This is a genomic window from Halopseudomonas maritima (assembly GCF_021545785.1).
Lineage (GTDB): Bacteria > Pseudomonadota > Gammaproteobacteria > Pseudomonadales > Pseudomonadaceae > Halopseudomonas > Halopseudomonas maritima.
The window spans coordinates 3,348,089-3,364,320 of the sequence record NZ_CP079801.1 but is presented as its reverse complement, the minus strand read 5'-3'; the positions used below and the strand labels follow the sequence as shown (position 1 = coordinate 3,364,320).

Sequence of the window (16,232 nt, the reverse complement as noted above, 5' to 3'; positions counted from 1 at the left end):
TTCTTTCTCCTTATGGTCAGCCAGATCAGAAGCTTACGCTGAAGCTGACAGCCGCGAAGTCGCGGTCAACCGCGGTGTTGTACTTGCCATCAAAGAAATTGGTGTAGCTGACGCTGGCGTTGTACTTGTTCGCGTAATCTGCATTGAGAGCCAGACTAACGGCCTTGGCATCTTCGTTGAAGTTGGGGCCGTAACCTTCAACATCGTGCGACCAGGACACGGTCGGCTTAAGGTTGATACCAGCAAAGACGTTGCTATAGTCCAGCGACGCACGCATACGGTAACCCCAAGAGTCGCTGGTATAGAAGCCATCGGTTTCACACCAGCTGGCGCCGCGGCCAACACCTTGAGACAGCGGGCAGGTACCGTTAGCGAGAGGGCTCTGACCGAACAGCGAGTCGCGGCCGTAGAAAGTGTCGCCCGGATCACTGCCGATGCCTTCGATGTGGTTGTAGCCAACCTCACCCACCAACGCCAACCGGCTGGCACCCAGGACGCGCTCAATGAAGCGAATCGCGGTAACTTGCGCTTGGAACATTCCCTTGCGGTCATAACCTTGAACGTAATCGCCGGCGGCATAGACATCATCACGACCGATCCATGAGCCATTGCTTGTCAAACCAGCAACACTCACACTACCTGTTGTGATCTGCATCGGCATATTGGGCCGGTAGCTGACTTCACCGCCAAGCGAAGTGCCGGCGACACTGGTCTGGAAGCTCAGGCCATAGAGGCGAATATCCTCAGGATACTCGAAGAAGTAACCCGCGCCACCTGCCAGGCCGCCCAAGCCCGCCTGCGGGCCAGCGAAGTTGCTGTAGATGGGTGTCCGGCTGTGGTAATTCATTGCATAGAAACCAAACTCGGAATCGTTTAGCTCCGGCACAAACCAGCGCAGCGCCACGCCAAACTGGCCATCGTCCTTAGCTTCAACGTCTTTCTGGGCGCGAACGGTAATACGACCGTTCAGCGTCGGATCACCCTGCGGTGCATCGGCACCGCCAACTACCAGACGGTCAACACAGCCAGTGGCCAAGGTGTCAGCACCGAAGAAGGTGCCGCAGTTATCGATCGCGTACGGGTGCCATTTCAGCTGATAGAAGGCTTCCAGACTCAGGTTTTCGGTCAGGCCCTGAGACAGATAAAGCATCTCGACTGGCAGCAGACCCTCTTTGATCTCGGCGCCCGGACGGCGGAAAGCAGCCACGTCGATCGGGTTGATGGAGTTGATGGAGTTCTGAATAAAAGTCGACTCCCCCCAGCTCACCACCTGACGACCCAGGCGGATGTTACCCGGGTTATTGCCAATGAAGTAGTTGTGATAGACAAAGGCATCAAGCAGCGCTACGCCTGCGCCCTTAACCAGTGGCGGACGGCCGGAGTCATCAATGTTATAGAACTCCTGGTCGCCGTCCTTGGTTTCAAAGTCGTACCAGTATTTGCCGCGGATGAATGCGCCGGAATCGCCATAGCGCAATTCAAGATCGTGGACACCGCGGAAGATTTTGGAAAAAGCATCTCCAGAGCTATAGTTCTGGCGGCCGTCGTCAGATGTACGAGCAGCAGCTTCACCACCAGAAGCTGCATGAATAAAGCGTTTGTCTGCGTTCTGGGTAGAAATACTCACCCCGACGGACAACGTTGAATCCAGCTGCGCCTCAACGTCACCGATATTGAAGTTAACCGCCCCTGCCGATCCAGAGAAACTGGCCAGGCCGATTGCCAGCGGCAAAGCGGCCAGAGACCAAGCATGCATTTTTTTTGTCATTGTGCTGCTCCGTTAGATTGAATCATGGGTTCAAGACGACGCAGGCCGTCTAGCACCGGGGACAAGTCTGTCACGAGATCGGAGCGCGATTTGGCCGATTAGGACGAGTTTTTTGTCCGCTTGGGACATTCACGCTCTGAATACCGTAGAGCCAAGCCCCGCAATTATCCGTTGCAAAATTTTGCACAATCACCCTCCCTGCTTTATTGTTTAGGCGTAGGCAGTCAACAAACAATAATAAAACCGAGGCCCACAGTGCCCATGATTCCACAGATTCAATCCCTCTCCTCAGAGCGCGTGAACGAACGTTGTTTTTGGGCCCAGGGTATTGCCCAGGGGCTGGAACTCTATGGCAAATCCCTGCGCGACCTGCCCAGCGACCTGCGCCAGCACTGCAAGGCTGCAGACCTGAGCCAAAACCACATCAGTCAGAGTGATATCAACCGCCTTTGGAACGCTGCCGCCCGGCTGTCCCAGGACGATTGCTTTGGCCTGCGAATGGGCCGTCACTATCAGTCCAACACTCTGTCACTGCTGACCCTGGCGGCCGCCTCAAGCGAAACCCTCGGCGACGCTATACAGCGCGTTATTCGCTTTATGCCGGTATTCAGCAGCCAGGTGCAGCTGTACTCGGTTGAAGATGACCAATACCTCACCCTCTACTTTCAGCCTCGCGGCAACCCGCATCCGCTGCACATGGAAGCGGTGATGAGTCAGTGCAACAAGATTTGGGAAGGGCTTGGCATAGGCAAGGCATCGCTGATGCTCGAAGCTCGCCTACTCAGTGATCACGAACGCAACCGAGACATGTGCGAGAGCCTGCTGGGAAACCGCGTGCGCCTGGGTGCCAAGCGGCCGTCCTTTCGCATCAGCCGGCAACTACTCCGAACCCCCCTGCCCCTCGCTGATGCGTTTTTGCGCAAGCGGCTGGACAGCTCGCTGGAAGACATGCTCAGCGATTTACCCAACGTCGACTTTGCCGAGCAGGTCAAACAACGCATTCGAGTACTGGTTGCCGAGCGCGAAGTATCAGAGGAGCTGGTAGCTACGCCTTTCAATATGAGTCCGCGCCATCTGCGCCGCAAACTCAGCGAAGTACAAACAACCTATGAGAAGCTGCTCGATGAAGTGCGCATGGAGTTGGCCATGCGACTGATTCGTGAGGGCAAGCTCAACCTGGGGCGTATTGCATTCGAACTCGGCTTTCTGGACCCCAGCAGCTTCACCCGCGCCTTCCGCCGCTGGACCGGGATGAGCCCGACCAACTTTCGCAGCCAGGGCAACCAGAACGCAATCCCCTCCTGACCGCCCGCACCAAAGGCGCGGAGCGCAAGGCAAGCCAGTTCCCCATCATCCGCAAGGACGCGGTACGCTAGCCGCCAATATCTGCCGGGATATATAACCGGTAAGCACGATATCGCCCGGAGCCCGCGCCCGGCCGATTCAGCATTTGCTAGAGCACTGTCAAGCGCCCTCGGCTAGCTAGCCGGCGCCGACTCAACTAAACGTCGCATCCAGAGCCATAAACAAAAAAGGGAGCCTTGCGGCTCCCTTTTTCGTCGTACGGTCAACTCAACTCAGCGAACGCCCGAGGCGCGCAGTGCCGCCGGGGTGAACTGGTTGTAGCTCGGGTCGAAGTCATACTGCGGAGCAGAGTTTTCTTCGGTGTACATACCCAGAGCGATGTAGCGACCAGCCAGCAGGTCATACAGGGTCTCGATGGAGTAGCCCGGAATCTTCTGCTGATAGTTGAAGCCGATGTGGCCTTCACCTACACGCCACAGAGTGCCGCGACCGTCGTAGTGGTCTGCCAGCGAGATCATCCAGGAGTCTTCGTCCACAAAGAAGTTACGCTGTGCGTAAATGTGGCGTTGACCATCCTTGACGTTACCCTGCACTTCCCACACACGGTGCAGTTCGAAGCGGGTGAAGTCGGGGTTGATGTGACCAGCTTGCAGCACATCGTCATACTTCACGCCCGGCTCGGTCAGCTTGCCGCTGTTGTACGGGATGTAGATTTCCTTCTTGCCAACCAGGGTCCAGTTGTAACGGTCAGGCGCACCGTTATACATGGAGAAGTTGTCAGAAGTACGCATACCGTCAGAGGCGGTACCCGGGCCGTCGTAGGCAACCTGCGGAGCGCGACGTACACGGCGCTGACCGGCGTTGTAAACCCACGCCATGCGCGGCTCTTTCAGCTGATCCAGACTATCGTGTACCAGCAGTACGTTACCCGCCAGACGCGCCGGTGCGTTTACACGCTGCTTGAAGAACAGCAGGGTGTTGGGCATGCTCGAGGCGTCTACGTCGGACATCTGCTCCGGATAACCAACCTCTTCTTCCATCTTGATCAGCGTGAACGAGCCGTTGGTTTGCGGCATGGCCTGCATGTACCAGCGGTGGATGTTCAGGCGGTAGCGGGTGTTGTGGTTCCAGACCACCTCAGCACCAGACTTCGGAATCGGGAAGGCAAAAGAGCCGTGGGCAAAGCCGGAGATACCGTCACCGCCGTTGACCAGCTTGCCCTGACCGGCAGTCGCCTTGACCTGGTCATAAACAGACTGCGGGAAGCCGACGCTACGCTCGGTCTTGTAGACCGGCATCTTGAAGGTTTCCGGATAGCGCTCGAACAACGCGATCTGGCCAGGGGTCAGGTTGTCTTTATACTGCTGGTAGTTCTGAGCAGTAATGACGAACTCGGGCTGGTCGTCCTTGTACGGGCTTTCCAGAAAGTTGTTCGGCAGCGACTGACCAGCGTCAGTCGGCAGGCCACCGGTCCACTCGGGGATGGTGCCAGCTGCGTTACCTTCTTTCTGAGCACCGATCGGGGTCAGGGTGGTACCCAGAGAGTCGATTTCAGCCTGCGTCAGGCTTTGAGCCATGACACCCGTTGCCAGCAGGCTGAACGCCAGACCACCGGCGCCGATGAGAGTTTTTTGCATACGCATATTGTTGTTCTCCTGTGGTCAGTCTTAGAAGCTTACGCTGAAGCTGACGGAAGCGAAGTCGCGGTCAACGGCGGTGTTGTACTTGCCGTCGAAGAAGTCGGTGTAGCTGATGGAGGCGTTGTACTTGTTGCCGTAGTCAGCATTCACACCAACGCTGATTGCCTTAGCGTCTTCGGTGAAGTTGGGACCGTAACCTTCAACGTCGTGTGACCAGGACACGTTCGGGCTCAGGTTGATACCGGCGATAACGTTGCTGTAATCCAGCGACGCGCGGATGCGATAACCGTAGGACCAGTCGGTGTAGAAACCGTCGTTTTCACACCAGCTGTTGGCATTGGGGGTTGACGGAGCAGGAACTTGCGTGGCGCAGCGACCAGCTATCACGCCCGCAGCAGCGGGGCCCTCGTCGCCGTTATACGGGCTTTGACCGAACAGAGAGTCGCGACCAAACTTCACATCGCCCAGACCGGAGATGTAGTTAACGCCAGCTTCACCAACCAGTGCCAAACGGCTTGCACCAAACACTCGATCGAAGAACTGAATTACGCTGACCTGCGCCTGCCAAAACTCCTTGCGCTCGTAGCCCGGGATATAAGTCCCTGTCGGCAAGCCCACGTAATCACGGTGCGTGTTATCAGCGCCAAGCTGAAGAGCTGTACGGCTCATGTCGCCAGTGTTGATCTGCATCGGCATATTCGGACGATAGCTGACCTCACCACCGACAGATGCCCCGGCGACGCTAGTTTGGAAGCTGACGCCGTACAGACGAATATCTTCAGGATATTCGAAGAAATAACCGGCAGCGCCAAAAGTGCCGTCCAGACCAGGTACACCTTGAGCCGCTCCGCCCAGAACCATGTTGCCGGCAACGTTCGAGTAAATCGGCGCACGGCTGTGATAGTTCATGGCATAGAAACCGAACTCCGAGTCGTTCAGCTCAGGCACGAACCAACGGAAAGCTACACCGAACTGACCGTCATCAGAGGCTTCCTTATCTTTACGGGCACGCGAGATATAAGTGCCGGCAGGTTGCTCGCCCTGCGGGAAGTCGGTACCGGTATAAACCAGGCGATCAATACAACCTTTAGCCAAGGTGTCCGAACCAAAGAAAGTACCGCAGTTATCCAGAACAGTCGGTGCCCACTTCAGCTGATAGAAGGCTTCCATGCTCAGGTTTTCGGTCAGGCCCTGGGAGAGATACAGCATCTCGACCGGCAGCAGACCTTCCTTCAGCTCGGCACCCGGACGGCGCAGAGCGGCCACGTCAATCGGGTTAATGGAGTTGATGGAGTTCTGGATAAAGGTAGACTCACCCCAGCTGACAACCTGACGGCCAAGACGGACGTTACCCGGATTGTTGCCAATGAAGTAGTTGTGATAGACGAAAGCGTCCAGCAGCGCAACGCCAGAAGCCTTTTGCAGCGGATCACGGCTGGAGTCATCGATATTGTAGAAACGCTGACTGCCGTCTTTGGTTTCAAAGTCGTACCAGTACTTGCCACGGAAGAATGCGCCGGAATCACCGTAACGCAGTTCCAGATCGTGGACACCTCGGAAAATCTTGGAGAAGACATCGCCAGCGTCGTAGTTCTGACGACCGTCATCGGAGGTCCGAGCCGCCGCCTCACCGCCGTTGTTCACAGAGATAAAACGCTTGTCAGCGCCCTGGGTGGACATGCTGACGCCTACGGACAGCTGAGAATCCAGCTGAGCTTCTACTTCACCGATATTGAAACTGACTGCGTTAGCAGAACCAGAAAAGCTGGCCATACCAATTGCCAGAGGCAATGCGGCAAGAGACCAGGCATGCATTTTTTTTGTCATTGTGCTGCTCCGTTTGGGTGACATGAAATCACGCACAGGGCGTGCGCGTTCAAGACCCCCGCAGTCTGTCACGAGGCCAGCATCGAGGACTTGCCCAAACCGGCCAACATATTTGGCCAAGAAGGACATTCAGAGAATGAATTAACACTATAAGCAAATACTAGGCTTGCCTACCTAACGCCTGCACCCTGTGGCTCAAAGCACTCTTCGCAAGCCTGATAACACCGGGATAGAGAACCCGCCCAGGCCGCCACAGCACCTGATTCACAATGAGACAGTTGCCGCGCAAGGCACCACCAGGAAAGCAGACGTACACCAGGCTCCGGAAAACACCCTTATAGGCATCGATACATTGATTGCAACACTATTCTGCTCTGCGAAACAGCGCACCGGGCTTTTGTGACGTCAAAATATCGTTATACTGCGCAGCCATAAAAGACAAATTTCGTTTTTGTCACAACAATGGCTAGCAGGATGCAGTCGATGCTCGAACGTTCCAGCTCAGATTCCTTTGCCCACGTCCGGGAAAGCGCCTTTTGGGTAACTACCATTGAGCATGCGCTGCGCCAGTACGAGCTAACCTTGGCCTCCTCCAGCCACCTCGCGCCCCTGTTGCACAGCCAAAGCAATGGCGAACCTTCCTTTATAGACCAGCGTCTGTGCTCTCATGCCTGGGACGAAGCTGTGCGCATTTCCGATGACCGCTTGTTTGGTCTGCGTATCCACCGGGTATTTGCGCCAACCGCGTTTGGCGCGCTGGCCCTGGCTGCCGCCTCCAGCCCGCGGATGGATACTGCCATCGCGCTGCTGGAACGTTTTTTCAGCATCTTCAGCACGCAGCTGAAACTGGTTGCGAGCGCCGAAGGCAGCCAGTTGATACTGAACCTGCAGCCCGTCGGGCAGCCGCATCCCCAGCACATTGATGCGGTACTCGGGTATCTCAGCCGTTTTTTCAACAGGTTGGATATCAGTAGCCAGGGATTGCTGCAGGCTCTGCATATCCCTCGCTGCAGCGATGAGGCAATGGCGCGCCGCCTGTTTCAGCGCAACCAGCTGATTTTCGGCGAGCAGCATGCCCTGGCGCTGGACCTGAAACAGGTCAAACAGCCCATGCCCAGTGCCTGTCCGTTCATTCTGCCGAAGCTGGTAGATACCCTTGAGACCATGCAAGCTGCTCTGCCCAGCTACGCCTTAACCGAACAGGTCAAACGTCGCATTCATCTGTTACTGGGTTCCGGTGATATCAGCGCCGAGCGAGTGGCAGAGCCACTGAACATCAGCTCGCGCCACCTGCGTCGCAAGCTGAGCCAGGAGGGCACCAGTTACGAGCAACTGGCCGATGAGGTACGACGCGAAGCGGCTATCCGTCTCATTGGTGACGGCCAGATGTCCTTGACCAGCATTGCCTACGAGCTGGGTTTTCTGGACCCCAGCAGCTTTACCCGTGCCTTCCGCCGCTGGACCAACATGAGCCCAACGGCCTACCGGCGCGAGCTGAGTCGCAGCAAAGGGGAATAAGGACGCCCTGCCGCCCGTCATTCCTGCTTCATAAACAGCAGCGTCATACGATCACTTTCGCCAATCGCCAGATAGTGAGCGCGCTGCTCATCTCCCAGGCGCAAGGTGGGCGGCAGGGTCCAGACGCCTTCCGGGTGATCGGTGGTGTCGCGCGGATTCTGGTTGACCGGGCTGACCGACAGCAGCTCAAAACCAGCCTGGCTCGCCAGCTCGCGCACCTTTTGTTCAGTGACATAACCCGAGTCGATCATCTGCTCCAGCGAGGTGCCGGCCTTGGCGCGATGCTCAACCACACCAAGCATGCCACCCGGTTTTAGCGCCGCAAAAAACTTGTCGAACATCACCGCTGCCTTGTCGTCGCCCGCCGCCAGCCAGTTGTGCACGTTGCGGAACGTGAGCACCCGGTCGGCTGTGCCAGGTGCAGCGATCGGCGTATCCGCATCGTAATTCAGCGTAGCCAGCTGCACCTGATCGTAGCGCTCGGGGTGCTCTGCCAGCTTCTCCTCAAACCCGGCACGAGAGCGGCGATAAAAGGCGACCTTGCTGTCCGGGTCAAAGTGGGCAGCGATCAGTGTGCCCTTGTCACGCAGCAGCGGTGCCAGCACCTCGGTATACCAGCCGCCGCCGGGCCAGACCTCCACCACGGTTTGCTCCGGCGTGACGCCAAAGAAGGTTAGCGTTTGCTCCGGGTTGCGGTAGGCGTCGCGGGTGACATTAGTGATAGTGCGACCACTGTTGCCCACCGCACTGCGGATCGCCTGTACCTGAGCCTCATCCAGTTGCGGTGGCGTCGGCGCCCCGGGCTCTTGAGCTTGAACGGTTGCTGCGCACAGCAGCAATGCATAGGCAAGTTTGCGCATCGGGTCCTCTTCAATAATGGTCATGGCCTGCTCGGCGCGCAGGCAGAGCACAGCCGCTGTACACTGACAGTCACAACAAGATGCTGAAACAGCGCCGCGTGCCTGTCGCTGCCTTCTGGCCCTGTGACCGCCAAACGGCCGGTAGGTGCCGAAAAATATTCCCTTTCAACAGCCTCGATCTGTAACAGATGCGCTCACCCGGAGTCTGTTACACAGCAAATGAGGAGATACCGTGCGCGATACCCTGCCCCTACTCAATAAGCTGGACTTTCCGCCGTTACGCCGCGCAGCGCTGGACACCCTGCAGGTCAACCTGACCTACCGCTGCAACCAGCGCTGCCTGCATTGCCACGTCAACGCCGGCCCTACGCGCACCGAAAGCACGTCCGACGACCTGATTGCCCTGCTGCATCAGGTCATTGACGCCCACCCGGTTGCCACGCTGGATCTGACCGGCGGCGCACCGGAAATGCACCCCCAGTTCCGCGCGCTGGTCAGCCATGCCCGGGCGGCCGGTATACGGGTCATCGACCGCTGTAACCTGACCATTCTCAGCGAGCCCGGCTATGAGGACCTGGCCGAGTTTCTGGCAGCTGAACAGGTCGCCATCTCAGCCTCCCTGCCCTGCTACTCCCGAGACAACGTCGACCGCCAACGCGGTGATGGCGTGTTTGAACGGAGCATCGCGGGCTTGCGCCAGCTAAACCGGCTGGGCTACGGCCAGCCAGGTAGTCCGCTGGAACTTAACCTGGTCTACAACCCCCAGGGGCCAAGCCTGCCACCGCCACAGCAGGCGCTGGAAGCCGATTACAAATCCCATCTGCTGGAGGACTTCGGGATTGTCTTCAGCCACCTGCACACCATTACCAACCAGCCGATTGCGCGCTTCGGCAGCACGCTGGTCAGCCGTGGCCAATTCAACGACTACATGCAGCTACTGCGCGATAACTTCAGGGCCGACAACCTGCCAGGGCTGATGTGCCGGAGCACCGTCAGCGTGGATTGGCGCGGCTACCTGTATGACTGCGACTTTAACCAAATGCTCGACTTGCCAATGCCCGTGCTGGCATCAGACCGCCCACACCTGCGCGAGCTGCTCAACCAACCGTTGCAGAATCACCCCATAGCCACGCGTGATCATTGCTTTGCCTGCACTGCGGGGCAAGGCTCCAGCTGCGGCGGCACGCTCAACTGAACTCAGAAGGATCCGACAACTCATGCTGACCGGCGTATTTTTCTGGGGTTTTCTGCTCGCCTACGGCGCCCTGATGTACTGGCTCTCGCCGCGCACGGTAACGGTGGGCGGCTTCTTCAATGGCGAAGACAGCCAGGGCCGGCAGGCTTCGCCCATGCTGCTGACTACCAGCATCTTTATCAGTTGGATCTTCGCCAAATCCGTGACCAACGCCGCCAACCTGGGCGCCGAGTTTGGCCTGGTTGGCGGCCTGGCCTATGCCACCTACTGGCTATCTATCCCGCTGTGCGGCCTGGTGATCTACCGCCTGCGCAAACGGTTTCAGGCGACCAGTCTGGTCAGTTTTCTAACCAGTCACTACGGCCGCGCCGCCGCACTGGCGTTCTCCGCTGCCATTCTTATCCGGCTGTTCAATGAGGTCTGGAGCAACACCGCCGTCGTGGGTGGCTATTACGGCGACAGCGGCAGCCCAGCCTTTATCGGCGCCGCACTGCTGTTTACCGCCGTCACTCTGATCTACAGCCTGCGTGGCGGCCTGCGCAGTTCTATCCTGACCGACGCCGCGCAGGCCGCTATCTTCGTCATTGCGCTGGTCTGGGTACTGGGCATGGTGCTACCCAGCCACAGCCCGGGCGAGCTGGTCAGCACCAGCCACTGGGCGCTGAATGCCGGTGTCGACCTGTTTCTGGTCGCCTGCCTGCAGCTGGTCAGCTACCCATTCCACGACCCGGTGCTGACAGATCGCGGCTTTATCAGTGAAGAAAAGTCCATGCTGCGCGCCTTTACCCTCGCGGGCGTGCTCGGCTTTATTGCGATTCTGGCCTTCAGCCTGATCGGCGTGCACGCCACGCTCGGCGGCATCGAAGCCAACGGCAACGTACCCGCAGCACTCGCCAAAAGCCTGGGTGTTGGCGCATTGGTGGTGATGACCCTGGTGATGATCTCCGCCGCCGGTTCAACACTGGACTCCACCTTCTCCAGCCTCGCGCGACTCAGTGGCCGAGAGTTACCCGCTCTGATCGGTCGTGATTTTGGCCACAAGGCGATCGGCGTCGGCATGGCCGCCATGATGATTTTCGCCCTGCTCGGTAACCTGCCCATGCTGGCCGGCACCGATATTCTCAAAGCCACCACCATCAGCGGCACCATGGTGATTGGGTTGGCGCCGGTGTTTCTGCTGCATGGCCTGGTGCGGCCGACACGGCTGGGGTTTCACCTGAGCTTCTGGGCCGGCCTGAGCCTGGGTGTCGCGCTGACGCTCGGCTGGATTCCGGCCAGTTGGGCGATCGGGGATGGCAAATACGCGCTGCTGCTGGGCACCAACCTCTATGGCTTGCTACTCTGCACCGCAGGCTACCTGCTGCCCGGCATGGTCAGGAGAGCCGCATGAGCAAGGGACGCACCTGCCCCACAGACTATCGCTTGCCGGCCGACGCGTTCAGCGCGCCAGCCAGTCTTACCTGCAACGTGCTCTACGTCATCGGCGGGCTTTACGGCAACAGACAGGCCCTCGACGTCATCGAGCGCAAGCTGGCCAGCGAGCCAGGGGCAGCCGCCGTATTCAACGGCGACGCCCACTGGTTTGACTGTGACCCGGCGATATTCAATGACATCGAGCAACGCCTGCAGCGCCACCACCCGCTGCGCGGCAACGTTGAAACCGAACTGGCCCGTAGCGGGGACGCGTTCGGCTGCGGCTGCGCCTATCCGGAGCAGACCGAAGCCGCCACAGTCGAGCGCTCTAATCGCATTCACCAGCAGCTGCAGCAGACCGTCGACGGTCTGCCAGGCATGGCCGAGCAACTGGGCAAGCGCCCCGCCTGGCTGGTTGCCGAGGTCGCTGGAGAGCCTGTTGGTATCACCCACGGTGACGAGCAATCGCTGGCCGGCTGGCAATGCGATCGTGCCGCGCTGCAGCGCGACGAGCGCCAGCAACAGTTGAATGCCTGGTTCGACCAGCAGCGTATCCGCGTGCTGGCTTGCAGCCACACCTGCAGCCCGGCGGCGCTGAGCACCGGGCAGTGGGCCGTGATCAACAACGGCGCAGCCGGCATGCCCAACTTCAACAACGGCCTCTATGGCCTGATCACACGCATCGCGCAGCACCCTTCAGCAGCCGCCATTTATCGTGCACAAGCCGGCCCACTGGTCGTCGAAGCGCTGCCCGTCACCTATGACCAGCGCGCCTTTGCCAGCGAGTTCAAACGCCAGTGGCCCGACGGCTCACCCGCCACGCTGTCCTACTGGCAGCGCATCCAACAAGGAACTGACATGACGACCAAACAGGCCTGCATCCAGGGCTTCACCCTGGCCAACACGCTTTGCGCAATGGAGATACTGTCATGAACCTGCGCCGTCTGTTGCTGCTGGCTGTGGTAGTGGCGCTGGTCGCGGGCTTCTTTGCCTCGGGTCTGCAGCAACACCTGAGTCTGGATGCGCTGAAAGCCCAACAGCAGGTTCTTGACCAGCAGGTAACCCAGCAGCCGATACTGGCCAGCGTCTTGTATGTAGGGCTCTATGTACTGGTGACGGCGCTGTCGCTGCCCGGCGCAGCGCTGCTGACCCTGATCGGCGGCGCCCTGTTCGGCCTTGGCTGGGGTCTGCTGCTGGTGTCCTTTGCTTCCACCGCCGGGGCTACGCTGGCGATGCTGATCAGCCGCTTTCTGTTGCAGGACTGGGTGCAGCAGCGCTTTGGTGCAAGACTGGAACGCATCAACCAGGGCGTCGACCGCGAAGGCGCGTTCTACCTGTTTGCCCTGCGGCTGGTGCCGGCGTTTCCGTTCTTTCTGATCAACCTGGCAATGGGCCTCACCCGCCTGCCCGCCCGCACCTTCTGGTGGGTCAGCCAGCTCGGCATGTTGCCCGGCACCCTCGTTTACGTGAACGCCGGTCGTGAACTCGGCCAGCTGGATTCACTGGCCGGCATTCTCTCGCCAGGGCTGCTGGGCGCCTTCGTGCTGCTGGGCCTGTTTCCGCTGATCGCCCGGCGCCTGCTGGACGTGATCAAGGCCCGTCGAGTCTACAAAGGCTGGCAGAAGCCCAACCAGTTCGACCGCAACCTGGTGGTGATCGGAGCGGGCAGCGGTGGCCTGGTCAGCGCATACATCGCAGCAGCCGTCAAAGCCGACGTCAGCCTGATCGAAAAGCACGCCATGGGCGGCGATTGCCTGAACACCGGCTGCGTACCCTCCAAAGCCTTGATCCGCTCGGCGCGCCTGGCAGCCGAGGTGCGTAAGGCGCCAGAGCTAGGCTTCAGCCATGCACAAGCGCAGGTCGACTTTGCCGCCGTGATGGAGCGGGTCCAGCGGGTGATCAAGCAGATCGAACCGCACGACTCCATTGAGCGCTATACCGACCTGGGCGTCGACGTCATTACCGGAGAGGCGCGCATTACCTCACCCTGGCACGTTGAGGTCGCTGGTCGCAGCATCAGCACCCGCAACATCATCATCGCTGCCGGTGCTCGCCCCTTTGTGCCCGAGCTGCCAGGGCTGAACTGCATGCCCATGGTGACCTCGGATACCGTCTGGAACCTGCGCGAGCAACCGCGCCGTCTACTCGTGCTGGGCGGCGGCCCGATCGGCTGCGAGTTGGCACTGGCGTTTCAGCAGTTGGGGTCGCAGGTCATTCAGGTTGAACGCGGCCCACGCCTGCTGCCCCGCGAAGACACCGACGCCAGCGAGCTGGTGATGAGCAGCCTGCGCAACGCTGGTGTCGAGCTGCGTCTGCGCCATCAGGCAGAGACCTTCGAGCTGCGTGACGGCGTACCGACTGTTCAGTGTCGCTCACTCGATGATGACAGCACCGTCGATATCGAGTTTGACTGCGTGCTGGTCGCCCTTGGTCGAGTTGCCAATACCAGCGGCTACGGCGTTGACACGCTCAATCTAGCGATCCGCGACAACGGCACCCTGGAAACCGACGAGTACCTGGCCACCCGCTTCCCTAACCTCTACGCCGTGGGCGATGTGACCGGCCCCTATCAGTTCACCCACGCGGCCTCCCATCAAGCCTGGTACGCCGCCGTGAACGCTCTGTTTGGTACTTTCCGCCGCTTCAAGGCGGACTACCGGGTGCTGCCGCACTGCACCTTTACCGACCCGGAAGTTGCCCGGGTGGGCCTGTCTGAAACCGAGGCCACAGCCCAGGGCATTGCTTTTGAGGTCACTCGCTACGGCATTGACGACCTGGATCGCGCCATTGCGGATGACGCAGCAGAGGGCTTCGTAAAGGTACTGACCGTCCCCGGACGCGACCGCATTCTTGGCGTGACTATCGTTGGCGCCCACGCCGGTGAGCTGATCGCCGAATACGTGCTGGCCATGAAGTACAACCTGGGGCTGAATAAAATCCTCGGCACCGTGCACAGCTATCCAACGCTGAGTGAGGCCAATAAGTACGCCGCCGGTGAGTGGAAACGTGCCCATCAGCCCGAGCGCCTGTTGCAGTGGGTTGCCCGCTTTCATGCCTGGAGGCGCGGGTGAAGCTGTCGATTATCGTGCCCGTGCGTAACGAGGCGGCCAACATTGTTGACAGCCTCGCACCGCTGCAGCCACTGCGAGGACAGCTGGAACTGATCGTAGTAGACGGCGGCAGCAGTGACGACACCCTGGCGCTCGCCACGCCGCTGGCTGACCGCGTGCTGCACAGCGCCCCCGGCCGCGCTCAGCAAATGAACACCGGCGCCGCCCAGGCCAAGGGGGATTGGCTGCTGTTTCTGCATGCTGATACGCAACTACCTGCGAGCTTTCTCGACCGGCTTCCAGACCGCAATGCACCCCGCCAGTGGGGACGTTTTGATGTGCGGCTGGCCCCCTCATCGCCCCTGTTAAACGTCGTCGCCTGGATGATGAACTGGCGCTCACGGCTGACCGGCGTCTGCACCGGCGACCAGGCCATCTTCGTTCGCCGCGCACTCTTCGAGCAGTGGGGCGGCTACGCACCGATGCCGCTGATGGAAGACGTCGAGCTAAGCAAACGGCTGCGCCGCCTCAGCCCACCACTCTGCCTGCGCCCCCCCCTGACCACCTCAAGCCGCCGCTGGCAAACCCACGGCACCCTGCGCACCATCGTCCTCATGTGGTGGTTGCGTTGGCGTTACTGGCGCGGCGCGCCGGTGGAGGAGTTGGCCCGAAAATACCAGCGGGCTTCGCCCGCGCTGAAGGCTGAGGGCTGAAGGCGGGAAGGTGAGCTTAGGTGCGGTTTCGGATGCGGGGATTGGGGCATTACCGTGAAGGTCCGCACCGCGTCCGAGCAGCCTACATCCGTGTATGGCTTCCAGCCTCTAGCCTTCAGCTTGCAGCCCGCGCTTGCCGTGAACGGCAAGCGCGAACCCCTCCCCAAAATCCGTGTCACACCTGTGAGCCCTCTATTGCGAGCCACCGTCATGCACTCCACCGACGCCTTTCTTCCGCTACTGATTTTCGCCAAGGCGCCGCTGCCGGGGCAGGTAAAAACGCGCTTGATTCCCGCACTGGGTGCCGAGGGCGCCTGCTCGCTGTATCAGCGCCTGCTGGCGCATTGTCTGCAACAGACACTCGACTGGCCTGGCCCGCGTTACCTCTACGCCAATCAACCCGACCACCCGGCCCTGCAGGCGTTGGCTGCGGAGCATCAGTTGCAGTTACGCACTCAGTTGGGTGAGGATCTGGGCGAACGCATGGCCAACGCGCTGGCAGAGCATCCGAACGGCGCCCTGCTGATCGGCAGCGACTGTCCGGCGCTGGACACCCGCGCCATCTACCATGCCTGTCGCGCGCTGCAGCGCCACGACACCGCAATCATTCCCAGTGAAGACGGCGGCTACGTGCTGATTGGGCAGCGGCAACCCGACCCTGCGCCTTTTCTGCAGATGCGCTGGAGTCACCCGCAGGTACTGCATGACACCCGCCTGCGCCTGCAGGCAGCCGGCCTCAGCCTGTGGGAGGGCGAGCCGCTCTGGGATCTGGATGAACCGGCAGACCTCTCCCGCCTGCCGCAGGCTCTGGCCGGCACTTTCTGAGCCGGCCGCGTCTCGCCAATGCAAATAGTACCCGCCCAATAAAATCAATACAGCTTATGCAGCCGTATTGCCGCCAATAACACATTGTTCTCCTTTGCCCCGCCTGACTATATGGTCA

12 protein-coding genes are annotated in these 16,232 nt (G+C 59.8%); 8 read left to right on the top strand and 4 right to left on the bottom strand.

Going from position 1 to position 16,232, the window contains the following annotated elements:
- Positions 1 to 25: 25 nt before the first annotated feature.
- Positions 26 to 1,756, bottom strand: a complete 1,731-nt coding sequence (locus HV822_RS15610) for a DUF1302 domain-containing protein (protein ID WP_238871086.1) — start codon at positions 1,754 to 1,756, stop codon at positions 26 to 28.
- Between the two features lie 309 nt (positions 1,757 to 2,065).
- Between HV822_RS15610 and HV822_RS15605 the strand changes: the two genes are divergently transcribed.
- Positions 2,066 to 3,073, top strand: coding sequence for an AraC family transcriptional regulator (locus HV822_RS15605; protein WP_238871084.1), 1,008 nt, complete (start codon positions 2,066 to 2,068; stop codon positions 3,071 to 3,073).
- 272 nt (positions 3,074 to 3,345) lie between these two features.
- On the opposite strand, the gene HV822_RS15600 is transcribed toward HV822_RS15605, so the two are convergent.
- Positions 3,346 to 4,710, bottom strand: a complete 1,365-nt coding sequence (locus tag HV822_RS15600) for a DUF1329 domain-containing protein (protein WP_238873627.1) — start codon at positions 4,708 to 4,710, stop codon at positions 3,346 to 3,348.
- 30 nt (positions 4,711 to 4,740) lie between these two features.
- Positions 4,741 to 6,540, bottom strand: a complete 1,800-nt coding sequence (locus HV822_RS15595; protein WP_238871082.1) for a DUF1302 domain-containing protein — start codon at positions 6,538 to 6,540, stop codon at positions 4,741 to 4,743.
- Between the two features lie 483 nt (positions 6,541 to 7,023).
- On the opposite strand from HV822_RS15595, the gene HV822_RS15590 reads away from it, so the two are divergent.
- Positions 7,024 to 8,058 (top strand): AraC family transcriptional regulator, encoded by a 1,035-nt coding sequence (locus tag HV822_RS15590; RefSeq protein ID WP_238871081.1) that lies wholly within the window; start codon positions 7,024 to 7,026, stop codon positions 8,056 to 8,058.
- 17 nt (positions 8,059 to 8,075) lie between these two features.
- Here the strand turns inward: HV822_RS15590 and HV822_RS15585 are convergent, their stop codons facing one another.
- Positions 8,076 to 8,942 carry a class I SAM-dependent methyltransferase gene (locus HV822_RS15585; RefSeq protein ID WP_238871080.1) on the bottom strand — a complete coding sequence of 289 codons (867 nt, stop codon included), beginning with the start codon at positions 8,940 to 8,942 and terminating at the stop codon, positions 8,076 to 8,078.
- A 208-nt stretch (positions 8,943 to 9,150) separates the two neighbouring features.
- Between HV822_RS15585 and arsS the strand changes: the two genes are divergently transcribed.
- From arsS to HV822_RS15555, 6 genes are all read left to right on the top strand, one after another.
- Positions 9,151 to 10,113 (top strand): arsenosugar biosynthesis radical SAM (seleno)protein ArsS, encoded by a 963-nt coding sequence (arsS, locus tag HV822_RS15580; RefSeq protein WP_238871078.1) that lies wholly within the window; start codon positions 9,151 to 9,153, stop codon positions 10,111 to 10,113.
- 22 nt (positions 10,114 to 10,135) lie between these two features.
- Positions 10,136 to 11,503 (top strand): SLC5/6 family protein, encoded by a 1,368-nt coding sequence (locus HV822_RS15575; RefSeq protein WP_238871076.1) that lies wholly within the window; start codon positions 10,136 to 10,138, stop codon positions 11,501 to 11,503.
- The gene (locus tag HV822_RS15570; RefSeq protein ID WP_238871074.1) at positions 11,500 to 12,459 is read left to right on the top strand and encodes a hypothetical protein; all 960 of its coding nucleotides are present in this window, start codon (positions 11,500 to 11,502) and stop codon (positions 12,457 to 12,459) included. The genes HV822_RS15575 and HV822_RS15570 overlap by 4 nt, the downstream gene beginning before the upstream one ends.
- Positions 12,456 to 14,597, top strand: a complete 2,142-nt coding sequence (locus HV822_RS15565; protein WP_238871072.1) for an FAD-dependent oxidoreductase — start codon at positions 12,456 to 12,458, stop codon at positions 14,595 to 14,597. Before HV822_RS15570 ends, HV822_RS15565 begins: the two co-directional genes overlap by 4 nt.
- Positions 14,594 to 15,289, top strand: coding sequence for a TIGR04283 family arsenosugar biosynthesis glycosyltransferase (locus HV822_RS15560; RefSeq protein WP_238871071.1), 696 nt, complete (start codon positions 14,594 to 14,596; stop codon positions 15,287 to 15,289). The genes HV822_RS15565 and HV822_RS15560 overlap by 4 nt, the downstream gene beginning before the upstream one ends.
- A 210-nt stretch (positions 15,290 to 15,499) precedes the next feature.
- Positions 15,500 to 16,114 (top strand): TIGR04282 family arsenosugar biosynthesis glycosyltransferase, encoded by a 615-nt coding sequence (locus HV822_RS15555; RefSeq protein WP_238871069.1) that lies wholly within the window; start codon positions 15,500 to 15,502, stop codon positions 16,112 to 16,114.
- Positions 16,115 to 16,232 lie beyond the last annotated feature (118 nt).

Coding starts and splice junctions, on each gene's coding strand:
- HV822_RS15595 (WP_238871082.1), bottom strand. CDS start 6,540: ATGACAAAAAAAATGCATGCCTGGTCTCTTGCCGCATTGCCTCTGGCA.
- HV822_RS15575 (WP_238871076.1), top strand. CDS start 10,136: ATGCTGACCGGCGTATTTTTCTGGGGTTTTCTGCTCGCCTACGGCGCC.
- HV822_RS15585 (WP_238871080.1), bottom strand. CDS start 8,942: ATGACCATTATTGAAGAGGACCCGATGCGCAAACTTGCCTATGCATTG.
- HV822_RS15570 (WP_238871074.1), top strand. CDS start 11,500: ATGAGCAAGGGACGCACCTGCCCCACAGACTATCGCTTGCCGGCCGAC.
- HV822_RS15600 (WP_238873627.1), bottom strand. CDS start 4,710: ATGCAAAAAACTCTCATCGGCGCCGGTGGTCTGGCGTTCAGCCTGCTG.
- HV822_RS15590 (WP_238871081.1), top strand. CDS start 7,024: ATGCTCGAACGTTCCAGCTCAGATTCCTTTGCCCACGTCCGGGAAAGC.
- HV822_RS15565 (WP_238871072.1), top strand. CDS start 12,456: ATGAACCTGCGCCGTCTGTTGCTGCTGGCTGTGGTAGTGGCGCTGGTC.
- HV822_RS15555 (WP_238871069.1), top strand. CDS start 15,500: ATGCACTCCACCGACGCCTTTCTTCCGCTACTGATTTTCGCCAAGGCG.
- HV822_RS15610 (WP_238871086.1), bottom strand. CDS start 1,756: ATGCATGCTTGGTCTCTGGCCGCTTTGCCGCTGGCAATCGGCCTGGCC.